Genomic DNA, 16,516 nt, shown 5'->3' with positions numbered 1-16,516 from the left:
GAGATGAATTGCGGGTGAGCGAGTTGGAGCTAGCCCGGTAAAAGGCGAGCGGCTCGTCGACCATTACCCAATTCCTGCCGAGACGGGCGAGGCGCTGCCACAGATCCCAGTCCTCGCATGTGCGCAGCGACACATCGAAACCGCCTAACTCGATGATTGTCTCCCGGTCGACCAGCAGCGCGTGAGTGGCGATGGCACACCGGCGGGCAAATGTTTCAAAGGGCTGGACCGCAACCTCTGAAGAGACGCTCAACGGAATAAGTTCGCCATCGGGCATCACGCACTGAGAGCCGCAATAGGCGGCCACTGAATCGGGCGCGGCCTCCAGTGCGGCTAGCATTTTCGCGAGGAAGCTGGCGTCTACCCAATCGTGTGCATCCAGAAACATGAGCCAGTGGCCGCGCGCCGCCGAAATCCCGCTATTGCGCGCGCCGGCGGGGCCATGCGCGCAAGAACTCAACGTCCGAAATCGGGCATCTTGCTCCACATAACCGGCAATGATCGCGGCGGTGCGGTCCGTGGAGGCGTCGTCGACGATGATCGCCTCCCAATCCACGATTTCCTGATCGAGGAGGCAATCGAGTGCGCGCGCCAGCGTTACCTCTGCGTTGTGCGCGGGAACCACGATTGAAACCAATGGATTATGCGCCATGCCGTCTTACCCACGCCTGGTTCGAAGGTACAAGAGTCCCAAGACATAGCCGGCGATTTCCCGCCAAAGGAAACGGTCATCGAGGATGCTGCGTCCAAACAGTCTCCCGTGACCTCTTCCGAGCCGTCGCGCCTCCATTTGGCTGCAGGGCGAGCTTGCTCCTGTCCTGCTAGCGACGTTAGAAGCCTGGCGCAGCATTTCATCCGTGCCGCCGAGATCGGGCGCCGGCTGTCGCAGATGCACGTCAAAACCAAGCATGCCGCATACTCATGTCCCTGAAATCGGCACCATGACCACAAGCTGCGGTCCTTGGCACTTGGCTATGGCAAACTGGCGTCCTTTGCAATCGACGACGCAACAATGCAAGCCCACTGAAGTTTTGGTTGAATGACTGCCAGCTATTGGGGCCTATTGCTCTCTCTTATCGACCGAAACACCGCGATTCCGGGCTGCATTCTCGATCGGCGATTCCTCGTGTGAAAAGAAGATTCTCCTTCTACTGTTGAGCTCGCGCCGGAAGCTGATGGTGGCAGTATATAGCGGAGCGAGAGACAATATGCTGCCCGCTGGAACAGCTATTTTAGCAATTTCTAATAAAAACATGTTACTTAAATCTGTCTAAATAGATATACATAATGCCATTGTATCACTCGGCTTCATAGTAGATTTCGCCCGATAACCAATTAGGTTAAATGGCTATGGTTGCTATCACAGAGAGGGCGAGAGCAACACCTAGCGGTACTGGTGCTTTTTCTGCCAGTCCAAGAGGTGTAAAAAGAGCGCCCAAATTGGCTTGCGCCAAGAAGATTCCGGCTTGCAGGTCGCGGATTTTGCTGGCATCTTCATCTGTTTATGGGTCTCTGCACTGTGGCAGGTGTTCAAATAGAGGGGTATAAGGATGGCCAAGGAATCTTCGAGTACTTCGAGTGCCGTTTCCTCCGCAAACAAGGCGGACGCAAATTTGATTGGTAATGCAGACGGAAGCGGGCTGAACTTCATGGCGGCCCAGGTTCGCGAAAACGGGGGCGCCGGCGACGCCGTAGGTGTCGACAAGATACGCGATCTGCTGTTCGGCAACCAGATGCAGGACTATGACCGCCGTTTTTCCAAGCTTGAAGAACGCGTGTTGCAGCGCTTCAAGGATGTCGAATCCGAAGCCAAGCGCAATCTTGAGATGTACGAGTCAAATGCAAAGAAGCAGATCGATTCGCTCGCGGCGCAATTGCGGAACGAAAAAGACTCACGAGCCGATGCCGACAAGGAGATTGACCGGAATCTTCGCGAGCAAAACCAGGCACTTGAAAAGCAGGTGCGTGCGTTGTCGGATCAATTGAGCGCGCTTGAGCGGGACGTTTCGGACCGGATAAATCGAAACGATCATTTGCTGCGTGAGGAAATCAAGCAGAAGAATGAAGGCGTTCAGATGCTGATTGAGAAAATGTTTGCCGATCTCAGCAACGTTAAGACCGACCGAAATCTTTTGGCTGGCCTGTTTGTAGAGGTTGCGAAATGTCTGAATCAGGATCCCGTCGGCAGCAAGGGCAACTCGGATCGTAGCTGGAAAGTGAGTTGATGGGACCTTGACGTCAACCGTCGACCCAATCAGTCTTCCACAAAGAACAGCCTCGAACGATACAGAAATTGATCGCGAGGCTCTGGCTCGTCTTTTGGTCGAAATTGCCCGGAACGTTGATCCGGACTATCGTGCGCGTTTCGACGGAGTCCCAACCGCCGATCCTCGCATGGAAACGCTGCGCCAGTTGCTGGTCAGCCGCGAAATTTCGGAGCTTTCACGAGTTACGCATCTGCTGGACGAACCCGAGCAGCTTGCGGCAGCAGTGGGCGACATTCTTCCCAGTGCGGCCGCGCGAGCGCCTCATGCGCAGCTCGGCGAGGCGCTTGCGCCTGCTGTCGAAAGGGCTGTGCAACGGTCAATCCAGAAGAGCCCGCGCACACTGACGGATATATTATACCCGGTGTTTCTGCCGGCAATTCGCAAGTCGATCGGGGAAAAGATCGACCAGACCTTTCAGTCGCTGAACGAAACTCTAAGACATATATTTACCTGGCATGGGCTCAAGTGGAGATTTGAATCTTGGAGGACAGGAGCAAGCTTTTCGGAAGTTGTTCTTAAGCACTCTCTTGTTTATCGTATAGAGCATGCCTTTCTCATTCACCGCAATTCCGGTCTTTTGATAGCGCATGTAACCGCCGATAACGCAACGAGCGAAGATCCTCAGCTCATCTCTTCGATGCTCAGTGCAATTCAGGATTTTGTGAAGGACTCGTTTAACGAGAAAGAGCAGAGCGGCCTGGACACAATCCGTTTTGGCGACCTTCGTCTCTGGTCAGAAGTTGGACCGTTTGCGACCCTGGTTTCGGTGATCCGGGGAAATCCGCCAGAGGGATTGCATGAAATAGTTCGCGATGTATTGCTTCGCATCCATGAGGAATCCTCACAGGCTTTAGAGCAGTTTGACGGCGACGGTTCGCAGTTGGCCAGCGTAGAGGCGCAGTTGCAGACCTGCGTCGAGCTCAAGCAGGAGGAATCAAACGAGGGATTTCCGTGGCTGGTGGCGGTGGTTGCCCTGCTGCTTTTGAGCCTGGCAGGCGGTTGGTACTTTCTTTCCTGGCAATCAGCGCAGCGCTGGCAAGCTTATGTGTCGCGCTGGCAGGCCTACGTGTCGCGACTGGAGGCCCAGCCGGGCATCATCGTTGCCGAACAACAGGCGCGCGACGGCCAATTCTATATTGCCGGCCTGAGAGACCCGCTTGCCGCCGACCCGCAGTCCCTGTTGTCTGGAACTGAGGTCGATCCCGCCCGGGTTCATTCGCAGTGGCAATTCTATCAGAGCCTTGAGCCGGAGTTCGTGTTGAAACGGCTGACGGCGTCGCTGTATCCGCCAGATACAGTACGACTTTCGATCGTCAATGATCGAATCATTGCCGAGGGCGAGGCTCCCGACACCTGGATAGATCGGGCGCGCGCAGCGGCCCGACAGCTTTCGGCAGGCGGACCGGAATTCGACATCTCCAAGGTTCGTGATGTGAGCCCCGAAGCACGCGCGGCGGAGCACTGGCAGTATTATGTGTCGCGACTTGAGGCCCAACCGGGAATTGTCGTCGCCCAACAATCGGCCAGGGGTGGACATTTCTATATTTCCGGCCTGCGAGACCCGCTTGCCGCCGACCCGCAAGCTCTGCTGTCCGGAACGGAGGTCGATCCTGCCCGCGTTCATTCGCAGTGGCAATTCTACCAGAGCCTTGATCCGAAGTTTGTGGTGAAGCGGCTGACGGCGTCGCTGACGCCGCCGAAATCGGTCCGACTTTCGATCATCCAGGGTCGCATCGTTGTCGTGGGCGAGGCTCCTGCCGCCTGGATCAACCGGGCGCAGGCCGCCGCTGAACAACTTTCGGCGGACGGAGTGGTTCTGGATGTCTCGCAGCTGCGTGAACTGGACCTTGCAGAGCTCAATCATTTGAGAGAGGCCATCCAGACGACCGATATTTTCTTCTCTTCCGGCAAAGTTGTGCCGGGACCAGAGCAGACGCCGGTTCTCGACAGATTGGCGGATCAAATAAAGGAATTCGCCCAAAGTGCCCGCAAGTCAGGCGTAACTGCGCGGTTCATGTTGACCGGCCATTCGGACACCACGGGCCGTGAGACGGCCAACGCGTCGATCAGCGCCGCCCGTGCCGAGACAGTTCGTGTGCTTCTCAAAAAGCGCGGCGTCGCTCCGGAACTGCTGCTGGTTCGGGGTGCGGGTACCTTTGAACCGGCGGTGCCTGAAAATAGTCAGGCTGGTAGCTCCACCAATCGCCGGGTTTCGGTTACGGTAAACCTGGACTAGGGCGGAGCCCAAGATGTTGCAAAAAAAGATCTGTATGCTGGGCGGGTTCTCTGTCGGAAAGACGAGCCTGGTCCGCAGGTTTGTGAAAAGCATCTTTTCAGAAACCTACTTGACCACGGTGGGAGTGAAGATCGACAAAAAGAGTGTCGCACTCCCGGACAAAACAGTGGATCTGATTTTATGGGATTTGGCCGGCGAAGATGATATCGGCTCATTCCGCGTCAGCCATGTGCGAGGTGCGACAGGCCTCGTGCTTGTCGTCGATGGAACCCGCGCCGCTACCCTTACCGCCGCGCTCACGCTGCGCGAGCGGGTCGAGGCTGAATTCGGTGCTATGCCGTTCGTATTGCTTTTCAACAAATCAGATCTGGCCGATCGGTGGGTAATACCGGATAGAGAAATCGACGAACTGAGGCAACGTGGATGGCAGGTCTATCTGACAAGTGCGCTCTCGGGTGAGCATGTCGATGATGCGTTTCTTAAACTCGCTTCGATGGTCACCAAATAGACCATGCAAAGATTGCCAAGAGAGATCGGAAACTGGATTTACGATTTCTTCTACAACGAGCGTGCTATTGCGTATGTGAAAATTGACGCCCAGCTGCGGACAGCGGCGAAGGGCGGTAACGTTGAACATTACGGGCTCTCATCCCTTCGCATCGGTAAGCCTGTTGCCGATCAGCTTGAATTCATGGAAGGTTTGCTGCCTTGCCCGGAGCTTCCATTTCATATGCCTATGGTCGAACTGCCCAGCGGGCGTGTCGCGGACCTTCATCTTTTTGCTGATGATGACTGCGTGTGGCTGCTCTTTCTTGATGCCACTGCCGAACGCGACAACAAGCAGCGGCTTCAACAGAAGGCTTATGAAATGACTCTTCTGCAAGAGAGGGAGCGCCAACTCAACGAGAAGTTACATTCGGCCAATGAGGCGTTGAGGAAGAGTCAGGAGGGATTGTCGCGTGAATACCAGCGCGCCGAATCCCTGCTCCTCAACATTCTTCCGGCGTCGATCGCGGAGCGGTTGAAAGCGCACAAGAAAATTGCAGACAACCACGCAGAGGTGAGTGTGCTTTTTGCCGATATCGTCGGTTTTACGGAAAGAGCGCGCAGCGTCGGAGCGGTGACGACGCTCGCTATCTTGAATTACTTCTTCAAGGCGGCGGATCGGCTCGCGGAACGGCACGGCTGCGAAAAGATCAAGACAATCGGCGATTGTGTGATGGTGGTCGCGGGCCTGCCCACCGCGCGATCCGATCATGCACAAGCCCTGGCGCACTACGCAGTTGAACTGCGCAAGGCGGTCAAACGCGAAAGCTTCGCAGGAGAACCGATAAGACTGAGAATTGGAATTCACTCGGGACCGATCGTCGCTGGCGTCATAGGCAAAAGACGGTTCGCCTATGACTTGTGGGGCGAGACCGTTAATCTCGCCTCGCGTATTCAAACGTCCGCGGAGCCCAGTGAAATCCGTATTTCCGATGCAACGCGCCAACTGCTGGGACCAAAATTTGCTTGCGATCCACTTGAGGAAACGGAATTGCGTGGTGCAGGTCGTGTACGAATGTGGCGGCTCCCAGCCTGATTGTCGCTTGCCGACGCTGGAGCGCACTGCATCTCAAGCCGCAAATTATTAACGTGAAGATTTGATCAAACGGGACCTCATTGGGCGACTTGCGACACAGCTGACATCAGTTCCTTCGGGTTGGGCGCCCCAAACATGTATCGCCCCCCCTCCGGAACCTCCGTGAAACTCCAGCGGACAATTCCCTGCCTGTCCAGCAGGAATTGACCGACCAATTGTCCGTGTCCTGTTGCGATCATCTGTTCGTCGGCTTCGGTCACTTCGTAAGGGTCCTTCCTATCGAGGATTTCGCTCGCTGCAAAAGGATCCATGGGACCGGGCAACTCGCCTGGTATGTCGACCCGCATATCCTTCGCTGCTGCCATCGAGACCTTGTACGGCCAGTTCGTCTCGTTTTGGGTGAATTCGAGATTGGGTAGTCCAAAAGCACGATGTGAAGCGCGTTCAGGGTCGGAGGCGGCAAGCAGGTTCGGCATCGGGTGGTAGCGGAAATAGAGACGCGCTCGTTCGATCGGCGTGTTGACCACCGTCAGGCTCTCCACGCCCCTTTCGCGCAGCTCCGGATCAAGCCGCGCCTGGGCGGCGATGTGGCGCCGGCAGAAGGCACAATGCAGACCTCGAAACAGGCCGACCAGCACTGGTTTTTGCCCGCGAAAGTCATCGAGCGCGATCTTGCCTTCCTGGGTAATGGCGTCAAGCACCAGGTTCGGCGCACGGTCGCCCGGTTGAAGCGGTACCAAGTCACTAGGCGCGGACATTTCCAACCCCTAACCCCGGCTAGTCGAGAAAAGGCAGCACCACAAGCGCTTCCGGGTCGAGCCCGTGCTGGGCGCATATACCCTGCGCCAGGGAAAAGTAGCGTTCGGCCTCGGCCAGATTGTCGAGGTCCAGATTAAGCGTTGCGAGACCATCATAGCACGGAAAGAGCAGTTGGGGCTCGCCCATTTCGCGGGCGACGTCCAGTGCTTCGTGGAACAGGCCAACCGCCAGTTCAGGACGGCCGTTGCACTGGTGGATCTGCCCAAGCACGATCAACGGCACCGGCAGGTGCTCGCGCTGGTCGAGCGCCCGGTCGATCTCGATAGCCTTCTCGGCGGCAGGCACGCCCTCCGTTGGACAGCGATCCGTGAAAGTACAACAAGCGACCGCCAGATTGGCGAGGAGGCGGGCCTGGAAACCCAGATCACCAATATGGCGCGCCACGTCCAGACCGCGCCGACAGACCTCCATTGCCTTTGCCGGATCGATAGTCGTGTAAAGCACGCCGAGATTGGTGTAGCCGCGGCAGGCCGCACCCAGCAGACCGGCGGCTTCGGCCAATTCAATGCTGCGCTCGACCTGGCCAACGGCTTCACGGTTTCGTCCGAGGCGAGCCAGCGCAACAGCCTTGGTATTAAGTGCCTCGGCGGTCACAAGAGTGGCATCGCGTCCTACGTCGGAAACATGCTCCGTCGTCAAAGTGCGTACGCAATCCAGCGCCGCGTCCGCCCATTTTGCCGCGAGGGAGTGATCTCCGCTCCGGAACGCCTGTCGGCCACGTTCTTGCCAGAGATGCGCCTGCTCGATCGGGGCATCCGCTCCATCGAGGAGCGCTGCCGCTTCAGCATAGCGGGATTCTGCGTTGTCCCGCTTGCCGACGTCCCAGAGCAGCCGACCGACCTTACGCAAAACGCGCGCCGAAGCGACACGATCTGCCGACTGGCGGTATGCCAGCAACACCGCCTCGTAGTGGTGGTGCGCGACCTGGCGGCGGCCTGCCGGGCCGCTCAGATCGGCAATGCGCTCTGCAATTGCCAGTTTGAGCGGTGTTTGCCCGATCGCACCCAATGCGGTCAGTGCTCGCTCATAGAAACGAAGGGCGTCATCGTTGGCGTATATCATGCGAGCGCGATCACCCGCCGCCTGCAGGTAATGCGCGCCCCTCTCCCGCTCGGCGCTCTGTGCGAAATGATGACCGAGCACGGCCAAATCCTCGAGCCGTTCCGGCTTGTCGCCGCACAGTTGCTCCAAGGCAGCACCGACCCGTCCGTGGATGTCGGTCCGGCGTTGCAGGAGCAGATTCTGGTAGATCACGTCCTGCAGCAATGTTTGCGTAAAGCGGTAGCTTTGCGACGAGCCCGAGCCAGATCCGGCAACTTCCTCGATGATTTCCGCATCGCAAAGCAGTTCGCAGCCGGCTTCTAGCCGGCCGGGGTCGGATGTAACGGTTTTCAGAAGGGTGGCATCGAAGCGCGGGCCAATTACCGCGGCTTCCTGGGCCAACCGGCGCACCTCTTGGGGCAACCGGTCGACCCGAGCAAGCAACATTGCCTGGATCGTGGCGGGAATGCCGGTTGCGACTTCGCCTGCCACAGTCCGCCATCGCTGGCCCTCGCGCATCAATACACCGCGATCGATAAGGCCGCGAACGATCTCCTCTAAAAAAAGCGGGTTGCCGCCCGAGCGATCGAGGATCTGGCCGAGAAGCCCTCCTGCGGAGTTTACCCAGCCCTCGCCAAAAAGCGCCGCCAGCAGACTGCGTCCGTCATCATTGTTGAGCGGCGAAAGCCTGAGCGCCGTGTGACTGACCCGATTTGAATCGAGCTGGTCATTGTCCGGCGCTGGACGATGGGTGACCAGCAACATCAACCGTGTGCGTTCCAACCTGTCCATCACGAAACGCAGTGCCTCAAGTGATGCGGCGTCGGCCCAGTGCAGGTCTTCCACGACAATCAACAGCGGCGACAACGCAAGCCGCCGCTCGATGATTGTGCGGACTGCGTAAAGAATTTGCCGCCGCAGCTGCTCGGGTTCGACATGCTGCAAGGTGGCATCGGGGTCGCCAAGGCCAAGCACATGGTAAAGCAAAGGCATCAGTCGCTTCGCCTCTTCGCCCTGCAGGCCGAGATCGGTAAGCAAGGCTGCGAGCTTCCCCCTTATTTCATCCCCATTTTCGTTCTGCATCATCCCCGCAGCGCTGCGCACAACTGCGTCCAAGGCGCCAAATGATTGTTCGCCCAGCGGTGAGCACGCGGCCTGCCGCACGGCGACGTTGCGAAAACGATCCTCGTCGCCGACGCGGGCGACGAACTCCTTCACCAGCCGCGATTTCCCGATACCGGCTTCTCCGACGAGGCGGACAAGTTGGGCCGAGCCGTCGCACGCCTGGTCAAGGCTCGCCAACATTCTATGAAGCTCCGCACCGCGACCAATCATCGGCGCGCTGAGGCCGAGCGCCTCGAGCCCACGTGCTGCACGCGGGGCCGCAAGCGGTGCATCCAGTCGATGGACGAGCACGCTGCCGGCCTTGCCGCGAAGCACGACATCGCCCAGCGACTCGTAAGAAAAGGCATGCCGGGTCAGCCTGTGAGTGAGTTCGCCTACCAGCACCTCACCCGGTGCGGCCAGCGATTGCAGGCGCTGCGCCGTATTCACGGTGTCGCCGGTCACCGAATAGGATTTGGCGGTGCCGATGCCCAATCCGCCAGTAACCACCGGACCGGTGTTTATGCCGATGTGGAGTAACAGAGGCGAGCCGGAGTGGGGAGTGCCTTCACCGAGCCGCGCCGTCCGGGCGATCATGTCGAGAGCGGCGCAAAGCGCACGTTCCGGGTCGTCTTCATGCGCCACCGGCGCACCGAACAAAGCGAGCAGCGCATCGCCGATGAATTTGTCGACGAAACCGCCAAAGTTCCGCACGGCCGCCGTCAATTCCTTGAACAGCGCGTTCTGCAGAGCTTGCATCACCTCGGGGTCGAGTTGTTCGCTGAGTGTCGTGAAGCCGCAAAGGTCGGCGAACAGGACCGTTACCGTCCGGCGATCGGCGTCAGAGACGGGATGCAGCCCATAGCTTTCGATGTTCGTAGGCAGCGACAGGATTCGAGAAGGCGGCACGATGGTCCCGCTTGGTTTCGGAACAGACCGTTCGGCGGCTTTTGCGGACGCACCAAGGCTTGCCCCACATTTCGGACAGAACTCGAAATCAGGTGCGCAGGGGTAGCCGCAGCTGGCGCATGGCACAGGCTGGCGCCTGCCACACTTCGGACAGAAGGCGTAACCGCCCTCAATCTCGAAACCGCAGCCCGAGCAGTCCATGGAAACCTCACCCGAGCATGATGCCGAAAAGTGTGAAGCGGTTTTCGGACCACATCCTGCTCTGTCTCTTTGACCTAGAGATGGATTCAGATTTCAGGTCGATTCGGCCTGCAATCATCCGGCTCTTGGGGCCATGACTCGTGATCTCGCCACGCCCTTCACAGCCAGGGTATTCACAATGATGAACCGATAGCCGTCAACCGGCAAGCGGCAGCAAATGGGCATCCGTGGGTCCGGTGGCGGAGCGTTGCCGATTCGGACGGCTGCTTGGCCGTCGTTGCGAAGTTCTCTCTTCGCCCCTCCGTCTTCCTGCTATCATGGAGATGAGGAGACGGACCTTGAGCGAGAATCGCAGACTAGTCGCAATCCTGGCTCCAGATGTGGTTGGATACAGCCGGTCGCCGGCGCGGACGAAGATTCGCCTCGCGTCTGGAGGGCGTCGCGGCGCCCGGCGCCATTGCCTGTCCGAGGACGCCTATCGCCAGGTCAAGGCGAGTCTCGACCTCTCGGTCAGCGATCTCGGCACGCGTGGGCGGCATGGCAGGAACTGCTCGCGTCAATCCTGACTATTCGCTGGAATACCGTCGCAAAGTCTTGCCTTACAAGAACCATGCCGATTTCGAACTCATGATCGACGGGCTCCGCAAGGCCGGAATAGTGCAATGACAAATGAGGGCATGCGGTCGGATCAGACGCCAAAGGCTCGGCCGATCTTGCGCCATCGGGCGTTTTCACGAACCAGTTTCAGGTCGTCGGTCGTCTCGGCAAAGGTGTGCGAACGGTAGTGCCCGAGCAGGTCAGGAAACAGCCTCCCTGCCGGCAGGCCGGCAACCTGTTCGCGGACCGACATTTTTTCATCGATGACCCGGGTGCCCCAGGCATTTTCCCGAACCTGCAACTCGGCAGCCAGACCGCGCTCTTCCGGCGCGGTTTCATCCAGCGCAGCCAGCAGGATCGAGTGGAAAAGCGCTACATAACCGATCTGCCTCAGCCCGCCCACCACCCGCACGCGAGGCAATATGGCAAGAACGAGGAACGTCAAGAACAAGTTCGGCAGCAGCACGCCGTCCAGCAGCGCCTGCTTGAGATGCGCCCGCTCGAACGGGATGGAAAGACCATTCGGCCTTTCAGGCTCGATCAGGTGCCCGTTCTCAAAAACAAGCTTGCGCACGCGCTCCTCGCGAATGCCCCAGAAATAGGCCGTGGCATTGGGCAGGAATCTGCCAAATGGGCCCGATTCGGTCTCTTGCAGGGTACGTTCGAGACGCTGACGCCTTGCGGGCTCAAGGAGCAGCTTGGAAAGAAGGCTGCCGTCATGGTCCAGATGCCGCGCCACGACGGAAGCCGCGAGCCGGTCATCGATGAACACCGGCCGAGCCATGCCAGAACGATCCCAATCGGCGACCAGATCCTCGTTGAGGTCTGTCAGTGCATCGGCGGCGGTTCCAAACACCTTGTCCTGGCTGGCGAGCAGTGTGCCCAGCCAGCGGCTGGCATCCGTTTCGTCGCCCACCGCTTCGAGCGCCCGCTTGTTGAGGGTGACCGGGCCGGCCGCGCAGGCGCTTTTGCGGCATAGTTTGTGGCGCCCCATGCCAAACAAGTTGACCTTGTCGTCGCCGACATCGAGCCATCCCGGCCCCTCCCGGCCAATTGTCTCCATGGTCATCGTCGTTCCCATGAAGCCGACGAACGCCGACAGCCCGTTTTCGACCGCGCCGAGCCAGGCAAACAGGAGGGCATCGAAGGTGATCCTGTCCATCAGCAGCAGGCAGTGTAGGCCGGACTGGATCACCGGTCTGTGGTCGAATTCTTCAAGGGCCTTGCCGACCTCTTCAGGCTGCATGATCAAATCAAGGCGCTGATGCAGTACATCAAGCAGGATCGAACGGGCAGCGATCGCCGGACCCGAAGCAGGCCTTGCCACCGGCCGCCACAGATGGCGGGCGTATTCGGAAACCGGTGCATTCCAGTTCTGCTCGATGTCACGCACGACTTCCGGGCAGAGCAGTGACAGCACTGCCAGAACATCCACCGGAGCCTTAAGGGTCGGATCAAAGTCCCTGGTCATCAGAACCGCAGCCGGGCCATGCTCAGAAGGTCGTGATACCGTCCTTCGGTAAAGCCGGCCTTCACATGCCGGCCTTCGACCTCGAAGCCGTGGCTTGTGTAGAGGCGGATGGCCGGTTCATTGTCGGCATAGACGGTCAATTCGACTCGCTTCAGGGCGCGCCAGTTGTCGGCCACGTCAAGCAGCGCGCCAAGTATGGCAGAGCCGATACCCTTGCCGACAAAGCCATCGTCAAGGCCGATATTGATCTCGCCGATGTGCGAACGGCGCGGCGAACCCTGCACGACCAGGCTGCCATGGCCGACGACCTTGCCGTACAGCTCGGCAACGATCCAGGTGGTTTCCTGGCCGGACTTGGTGATACGCCGTTCTACCTGCTCCACCATCTCGAATGGCATCCTGAGCGTGCCCCAGCGGAAGCCCGGCATGTTGAAGATGGCGCAAAGCGCCTCCGCATCGCTTGGCCGAATGGCCCGGAGTTGCGGCTGGATTTCCTTTGGGAATGGCGAGGTCGTGCTGGTCATGGCTTTCCCGGCAAAGGCAATAGGCCCGGCACGATGCACCGGACATCATCTGAAAATCCAGCCATCTCATCATCCTATGATGCCGATTGCGCGCTGAAGTACCGGGAGACGGCGTAGAGTTTGAAGATGCCGCTGATTCCGATCCAGCCGAAAAGGGCGAGCCAGCACAATGTTCCCGTCGCCGTCCAGTCGATCCGGTGCATTACGGCCTCGGTGATGACAAGGCCAAGGATGGCAAACAAGCCGACCAGAAACTGCGCCAGACCGAGCACCAGCAGCTCTTCGCGCGGCGCGCTTTTCCAGACGAGATATGTGCCGCCCGCTCCGGCGAGGAAGATGGCGCTGTAAACCTGAGCGTGGAAGGCGTCGATCGGCCACGGCCAAAAGCCGCCGAATGTCAGGGGAAACAGCAACAGACCGACGCCATAAAGCCCAAGGATCGCCATTTCCATCGACATATAGCCGCGCCATGCAGAGTTTAAGGTCACGCCCTTTGCGGAAGGACGGCCCCCGGCCCGTAACAGGAACAGCCCGGATACCGCGACCGAAGCAAGATAGACCAAGAACCAGAGCCAGGGCGCTTTCCGCTCGAAGTTGAAATAGCCGAGATTGATGAACGAAGCCGCCGAAACGATGACGGTGAAGATGAAGGCCATGACAAGCACTAGCCTGCCTGGCGACCAGCGATTCCAGACCAGCAGCGCCGCCATCACGGCCATTTCGGCGGTGTAGAAGCCGCCGAGGAAGCGGGCGTTGAACGGCGTGACGGCCCAAGGCCAGCGCGGCCTGACCAGCGCAGGCGCGAAAAAAAGGCCGGCGCCGACAATCAGGACGATGATGACCCCCGCCGAGAAAAGCCGCAAGGCCGCGGGAAATGGCGGGTTGTCGGGTGTCGGCGCGGGAGAAAGTCCCAAAGATGAATACCCCATGGACCCACCATAGTACCGCTTGCGATCGGTGAAAATCCCGACGGAATTGACACGTCGGCGGGCTTTTCATTCGAATGGCCGTACGATCCGTTTCGAAGTAAGATAGAGCGCTCGGAACGAAGACCGGTTCCGGTCAACCACCTCGGGGGTGCATTTTCCGGAGCCTGTACGATGACCGAAATTCAGGATCTGTTCTCGCTTTTGCAGCAATCGACCGATGTCGATCTCCAGGCAATCGACGCGATCCGGCGGACCATCGCGGAAGGCAAGGATCATGAACTTTGCCGCATCAATGTGCCGGCTTTCGCCAGCAAGCATGGCCTCGACGAGGAACGCGCCATAAGCGCCTTCCTCCATGCGGCGCGGGTGGGCATCTTCGACATTTCATGGAATGTTCTGTGCCCCGGCTGTGGCGGCGTGCTCGACACCAACGCTACGCTGAAAACCCTGCAGAAGGACGAATACACCTGCGCGCTATGCTCCGAAGGCTATTCGCCGACCCTCGATGAGATGGTCGAGGTGACATTCACCGTCAGCCCTCGCGTGCGCAGGATTGCCGCCCACAATCCACACGAACTGCCGTTGGTGGAATATTTTCGCCAGATTTACTGGGGATCCGGCGTCGATCTGCCGGAAGAGGATTTGGCGAAAAACATAGAAGCGTTCTCGCTGGAGGATATCGAGCTGGCGCCGGGCGAAAAGGCCGTTCTGCCCATACAGCTTCCGTCCGAATTCATCATCGTCTTCGAGCCGGTCACCCATTCAGCGCAGTTCATCGACGCGAAGGGCGAACCAACAAAAGAGCGGCGAAGCCTGTCGTTGGCTTTCGACCGCGACCATGTCCAGAACCAGACACTGGAAATGCAACCTGGTCCGCTGCGTATTTCGCTGGAAAACAGGACCGACACCCGCGTGCTGCCGGCAGTCTTCATCGCCGGCGAGGCATTGCATAATTTCCTGGGCAAACGCCGGCCTTTTCTGACCGCCAAGCGCCTGCTCACCAACCAGACGTTCCGCGACCTCTATCGTACGGATACGCTCGACATCAACCAGCGCCTGAAGATCACCAGCCTCACCTTCCTGTTCACCGACCTGCGCGGATCGACCGCGCTTTACGAGCGGGTGGGCGACCTTTCAGCCTTCGATCTCGTGCGCGTGCATTTCCAGGTTCTGCACGAGATCGTCGCGGCGGAGGCAGGCGCGGTGGTGAAGACCATCGGTGATGCGGTGATGGCGACATTCGCGACGCCTGATCGCGCGATGGCTGCGGCCCTCAGGATGCGTGATGCCATGCGTGCGCTCAATGACAGAAGCGGGCGCGAGGATCTGCTGCTCAAGATAGGTGTCCATGCCGGCCCCTGCATCGCCGTGTCCATGAATGAGCGACAGGACTATTTCGGCCAGACGGTCAACATTGCCTCACGGGTCCAGAACCTGGCCAACGCACAGGCTATCTTCGCCACCCGCGCGGTGGTCGACGACAATCTCACCGCCGATCTGTTGCGCAGGAACGCTCTGACGCCCGTGCCTCACGAAGTCTCGCTGCGCGGCATCGAGCGGGAGATAGCGGTGTATACAATCCCCTGAGCAATTGGGCCGCCCAGAGCAATCCCAGGGAAAGTGTAAACGGTTTTTCGGGGAAAGCGCGTAGCACTTTCACTTGGAATTGCGGTGGAGCAGCGTTTGCGTGAAAAGATGAGGCGCTCTCGGCCGCTCACACGCGCTTGCAGAGGAAATAACGATCGGCGGGTTCTGAAGTCGGCGCCGGGAGCCGTTGCAGCAGCGGGTGATCGAGCGGCGTGCCACTGACCGCGAAGCCGCCGACTCGAAGCAGGCTCGCAATCAGATCGGGTAGCCAGGTAGCAGTCACTGCATCCCGATCGTCATAGCCGGTGCCGATGTCGGCATGAACAAGGGCGGCTTCGATGCCAATGAACTTGCGGGCCGTCTCGCGTATTTCGCCGAGCACGAGGTTTTCGGCTTCGGGAATTGAGCTGGCATGTGCGCCGACTTCGCGGTCGAACACCACGATCCGGCGCCCGGGCAGGCGCTCGCGCAGATGGTGGAACGTCCGACCGTTGCCGAGGCCGAGCTCGAATACAAGCCCCTCCATCTTCGCCACCTCGACGCAGACTTGGTCGAGAATGTCGCGCTGTGCGGTCATCCTGCTGATGAAATTCTCGAGGCGACTCATATGCTTTTGTGTTTCCTGAACCAGCTCAAGAGATCGTCAATGCCGCCGACAAGAACTGTTCACGGGTGAATCCCGAAGGCGTAGTGCCAAACTCGATCACGTGTCGGCACATATAGAGGCGGACGATGAACACTGCAACAACCGTACAAGCGACCGGCAAGGATCATACCGGGTGGAATAGGCGGCACGGCGCGCGGCAAAATAACGACATCACTTGTAGGGATCTGCGGCGTCGCGCAAGCCGTCGCCGAGGAAGTTGAACGCCATGATGACGAGAATGACGGGGAGCATCGGCAAGAGAAGCCATGGATAGAACGCGATCACGCTGACGCTGCGCGCTTCCGTGAGCAGGATGCCCCAACTGGTTATCGGTGCCCTCAGGCCGAGTCCGAGGAAGCTCAGCGCCGTTTCGCCCAGGATCATGCCGGGAATGGAGAGCGTCGCCGTCGCGATCAGATGCGACATGAAGCCGGGGATGAGATGCCTCCCAATGATGCGGCTGCTTCCGGCGCCCATCAACTGCGCGGCCAGAACGTAATCCTCCTCGCGCAAGGCCAGAAGCTTTGAGCGCACGGCCCGCGCCAGTCCGGTCCAGTCGAGCACCCCGAGGATGACGGTGATGCCGAAGTAGATCAGGATCGG

14 protein-coding genes are annotated in these 16,516 nt (G+C 59.1%); 6 read left to right on the top strand and 8 right to left on the bottom strand.

What is annotated here, in order from left to right:
• Positions 1-652: glycosyltransferase family A protein (locus EOC06_RS16235; RefSeq protein WP_164898609.1), on the bottom strand; the 652-nt coding region annotated here is incomplete at its 3' end.
• An 898-nt stretch (positions 653-1,550) separates the two neighbouring features.
• Here EOC06_RS16235 and EOC06_RS16230 point away from each other — a divergent pair.
• The 4 genes from EOC06_RS16230 to EOC06_RS16215 are packed head-to-tail and all read left to right on the top strand — an operon-like array spanning position 1,551 to position 6,085.
• Positions 1,551-2,225 (top strand): hypothetical protein, encoded by a 675-nt coding sequence (locus EOC06_RS16230; protein ID WP_031212622.1) that lies wholly within the window; start codon positions 1,551-1,553, stop codon positions 2,223-2,225.
• A gap of 7 nt (positions 2,226-2,232) precedes the next feature.
• Positions 2,233-4,503 carry an OmpA family protein gene (locus tag EOC06_RS16225; protein ID WP_128308241.1) on the top strand — a complete coding sequence of 757 codons (2,271 nt, stop codon included), beginning with the start codon at positions 2,233-2,235 and terminating at the stop codon, positions 4,501-4,503.
• A 13-nt stretch (positions 4,504-4,516) separates the two neighbouring features.
• Positions 4,517-5,011 (top strand): Rab family GTPase, encoded by a 495-nt coding sequence (locus EOC06_RS16220; RefSeq protein WP_023809564.1) that lies wholly within the window; start codon positions 4,517-4,519, stop codon positions 5,009-5,011.
• A gap of 3 nt (positions 5,012-5,014) precedes the next feature.
• A complete protein-coding gene (locus tag EOC06_RS16215; RefSeq protein ID WP_128308240.1) occupies positions 5,015-6,085 on the top strand; it encodes an adenylate/guanylate cyclase domain-containing protein in 1,071 nt (356 codons plus the stop codon).
• A gap of 77 nt (positions 6,086-6,162) precedes the next feature.
• Here the strand turns inward: EOC06_RS16215 and EOC06_RS16210 are convergent, their stop codons facing one another.
• Both EOC06_RS16210 and EOC06_RS16205 read right to left on the bottom strand, forming a co-directional pair.
• Complete coding sequence (locus EOC06_RS16210) at positions 6,163-6,843, bottom strand: redoxin domain-containing protein (RefSeq protein WP_127380484.1); 681 nt, start codon at positions 6,841-6,843, stop codon at positions 6,163-6,165.
• A gap of 19 nt (positions 6,844-6,862) precedes the next feature.
• Positions 6,863-10,159, bottom strand: coding sequence for an adenylate/guanylate cyclase domain-containing protein (locus EOC06_RS16205; protein ID WP_128308239.1), 3,297 nt, complete (start codon positions 10,157-10,159; stop codon positions 6,863-6,865).
• 537 nt (positions 10,160-10,696) lie between these two features.
• Between EOC06_RS16205 and EOC06_RS44840 the strand changes: the two genes are divergently transcribed.
• Positions 10,697-10,825 (top strand): hypothetical protein, encoded by a 129-nt coding sequence (locus EOC06_RS44840; protein ID WP_281035284.1) that lies wholly within the window; start codon positions 10,697-10,699, stop codon positions 10,823-10,825.
• 22 nt (positions 10,826-10,847) lie between these two features.
• On the opposite strand, the gene EOC06_RS16200 is transcribed toward EOC06_RS44840, so the two are convergent.
• From EOC06_RS16200 to EOC06_RS16190, 3 genes are all read right to left on the bottom strand, one after another.
• Complete coding sequence (locus tag EOC06_RS16200; RefSeq protein WP_128308238.1) at positions 10,848-12,227, bottom strand: hypothetical protein; 1,380 nt, start codon at positions 12,225-12,227, stop codon at positions 10,848-10,850.
• A complete protein-coding gene (locus tag EOC06_RS16195; protein WP_128308237.1) occupies positions 12,227-12,751 on the bottom strand; it encodes a GNAT family N-acetyltransferase in 525 nt (174 codons plus the stop codon). Before EOC06_RS16195 ends, EOC06_RS16200 begins: the two co-directional genes overlap by 1 nt.
• 74 nt (positions 12,752-12,825) lie before the next feature.
• Positions 12,826-13,665 carry a hypothetical protein gene (locus tag EOC06_RS16190; RefSeq protein WP_245463574.1) on the bottom strand — a complete coding sequence of 280 codons (840 nt, stop codon included), beginning with the start codon at positions 13,663-13,665 and terminating at the stop codon, positions 12,826-12,828.
• Between the two features lie 186 nt (positions 13,666-13,851).
• On the opposite strand from EOC06_RS16190, the gene EOC06_RS16185 reads away from it, so the two are divergent.
• Positions 13,852-15,267: an adenylate/guanylate cyclase domain-containing protein gene (locus EOC06_RS16185; protein ID WP_128308236.1), complete on the top strand. Its 1,416-nt coding sequence runs from the start codon at positions 13,852-13,854 to the stop codon at positions 15,265-15,267.
• A 127-nt stretch (positions 15,268-15,394) separates the two neighbouring features.
• On the opposite strand, the gene EOC06_RS16180 is transcribed toward EOC06_RS16185, so the two are convergent.
• Positions 15,395-15,874, bottom strand: a complete 480-nt coding sequence (locus EOC06_RS16180) for a class I SAM-dependent methyltransferase (protein ID WP_127380495.1) — start codon at positions 15,872-15,874, stop codon at positions 15,395-15,397.
• A gap of 210 nt (positions 15,875-16,084) precedes the next feature.
• Positions 16,085-16,516, bottom strand: a 432-nt coding sequence (locus tag EOC06_RS16175) for an ABC transporter permease (protein ID WP_164898608.1), incomplete at its 5' end; no start/stop codon positions are given.

The sequence above is a fragment of the Mesorhizobium sp. M7A.F.Ca.MR.362.00.0.0 genome (assembly GCF_004023175.1).
Classification (GTDB): Bacteria; Pseudomonadota; Alphaproteobacteria; order Rhizobiales; family Rhizobiaceae; genus Mesorhizobium.
The sequence above is the reverse complement of the archived record's forward strand: the minus strand, read 5'-3'. Positions and strand labels throughout refer to the sequence as shown.

Excerpts from the sequence above, each read along its gene's own strand:
- EOC06_RS16230 (WP_031212622.1), top strand. The coding sequence starts at position 1,551 with ATGGCCAAGGAATCTTCGAGTACTTCGAGTGCCGTTTCCTCCGCAAAC.
- EOC06_RS16215 (WP_128308240.1), top strand. The coding sequence starts at position 5,015 with ATGCAAAGATTGCCAAGAGAGATCGGAAACTGGATTTACGATTTCTTC.
- EOC06_RS16205 (WP_128308239.1), bottom strand. The coding sequence starts at position 10,159 with ATGGACTGCTCGGGCTGCGGTTTCGAGATTGAGGGCGGTTACGCCTTC.
- EOC06_RS16185 (WP_128308236.1), top strand. The coding sequence starts at position 13,852 with ATGACCGAAATTCAGGATCTGTTCTCGCTTTTGCAGCAATCGACCGAT.
- EOC06_RS16195 (WP_128308237.1), bottom strand. The coding sequence starts at position 12,751 with ATGACCAGCACGACCTCGCCATTCCCAAAGGAAATCCAGCCGCAACTC.
- EOC06_RS16180 (WP_127380495.1), bottom strand. The coding sequence starts at position 15,874 with ATGAGTCGCCTCGAGAATTTCATCAGCAGGATGACCGCACAGCGCGAC.
- EOC06_RS16200 (WP_128308238.1), bottom strand. The coding sequence starts at position 12,227 with ATGACCAGGGACTTTGATCCGACCCTTAAGGCTCCGGTGGATGTTCTG.
- EOC06_RS16210 (WP_127380484.1), bottom strand. The coding sequence starts at position 6,843 with ATGTCCGCGCCTAGTGACTTGGTACCGCTTCAACCGGGCGACCGTGCG.
- EOC06_RS16220 (WP_023809564.1), top strand. The coding sequence starts at position 4,517 with ATGTTGCAAAAAAAGATCTGTATGCTGGGCGGGTTCTCTGTCGGAAAG.
- EOC06_RS44840 (WP_281035284.1), top strand. The coding sequence starts at position 10,697 with ATGGCAGGAACTGCTCGCGTCAATCCTGACTATTCGCTGGAATACCGT.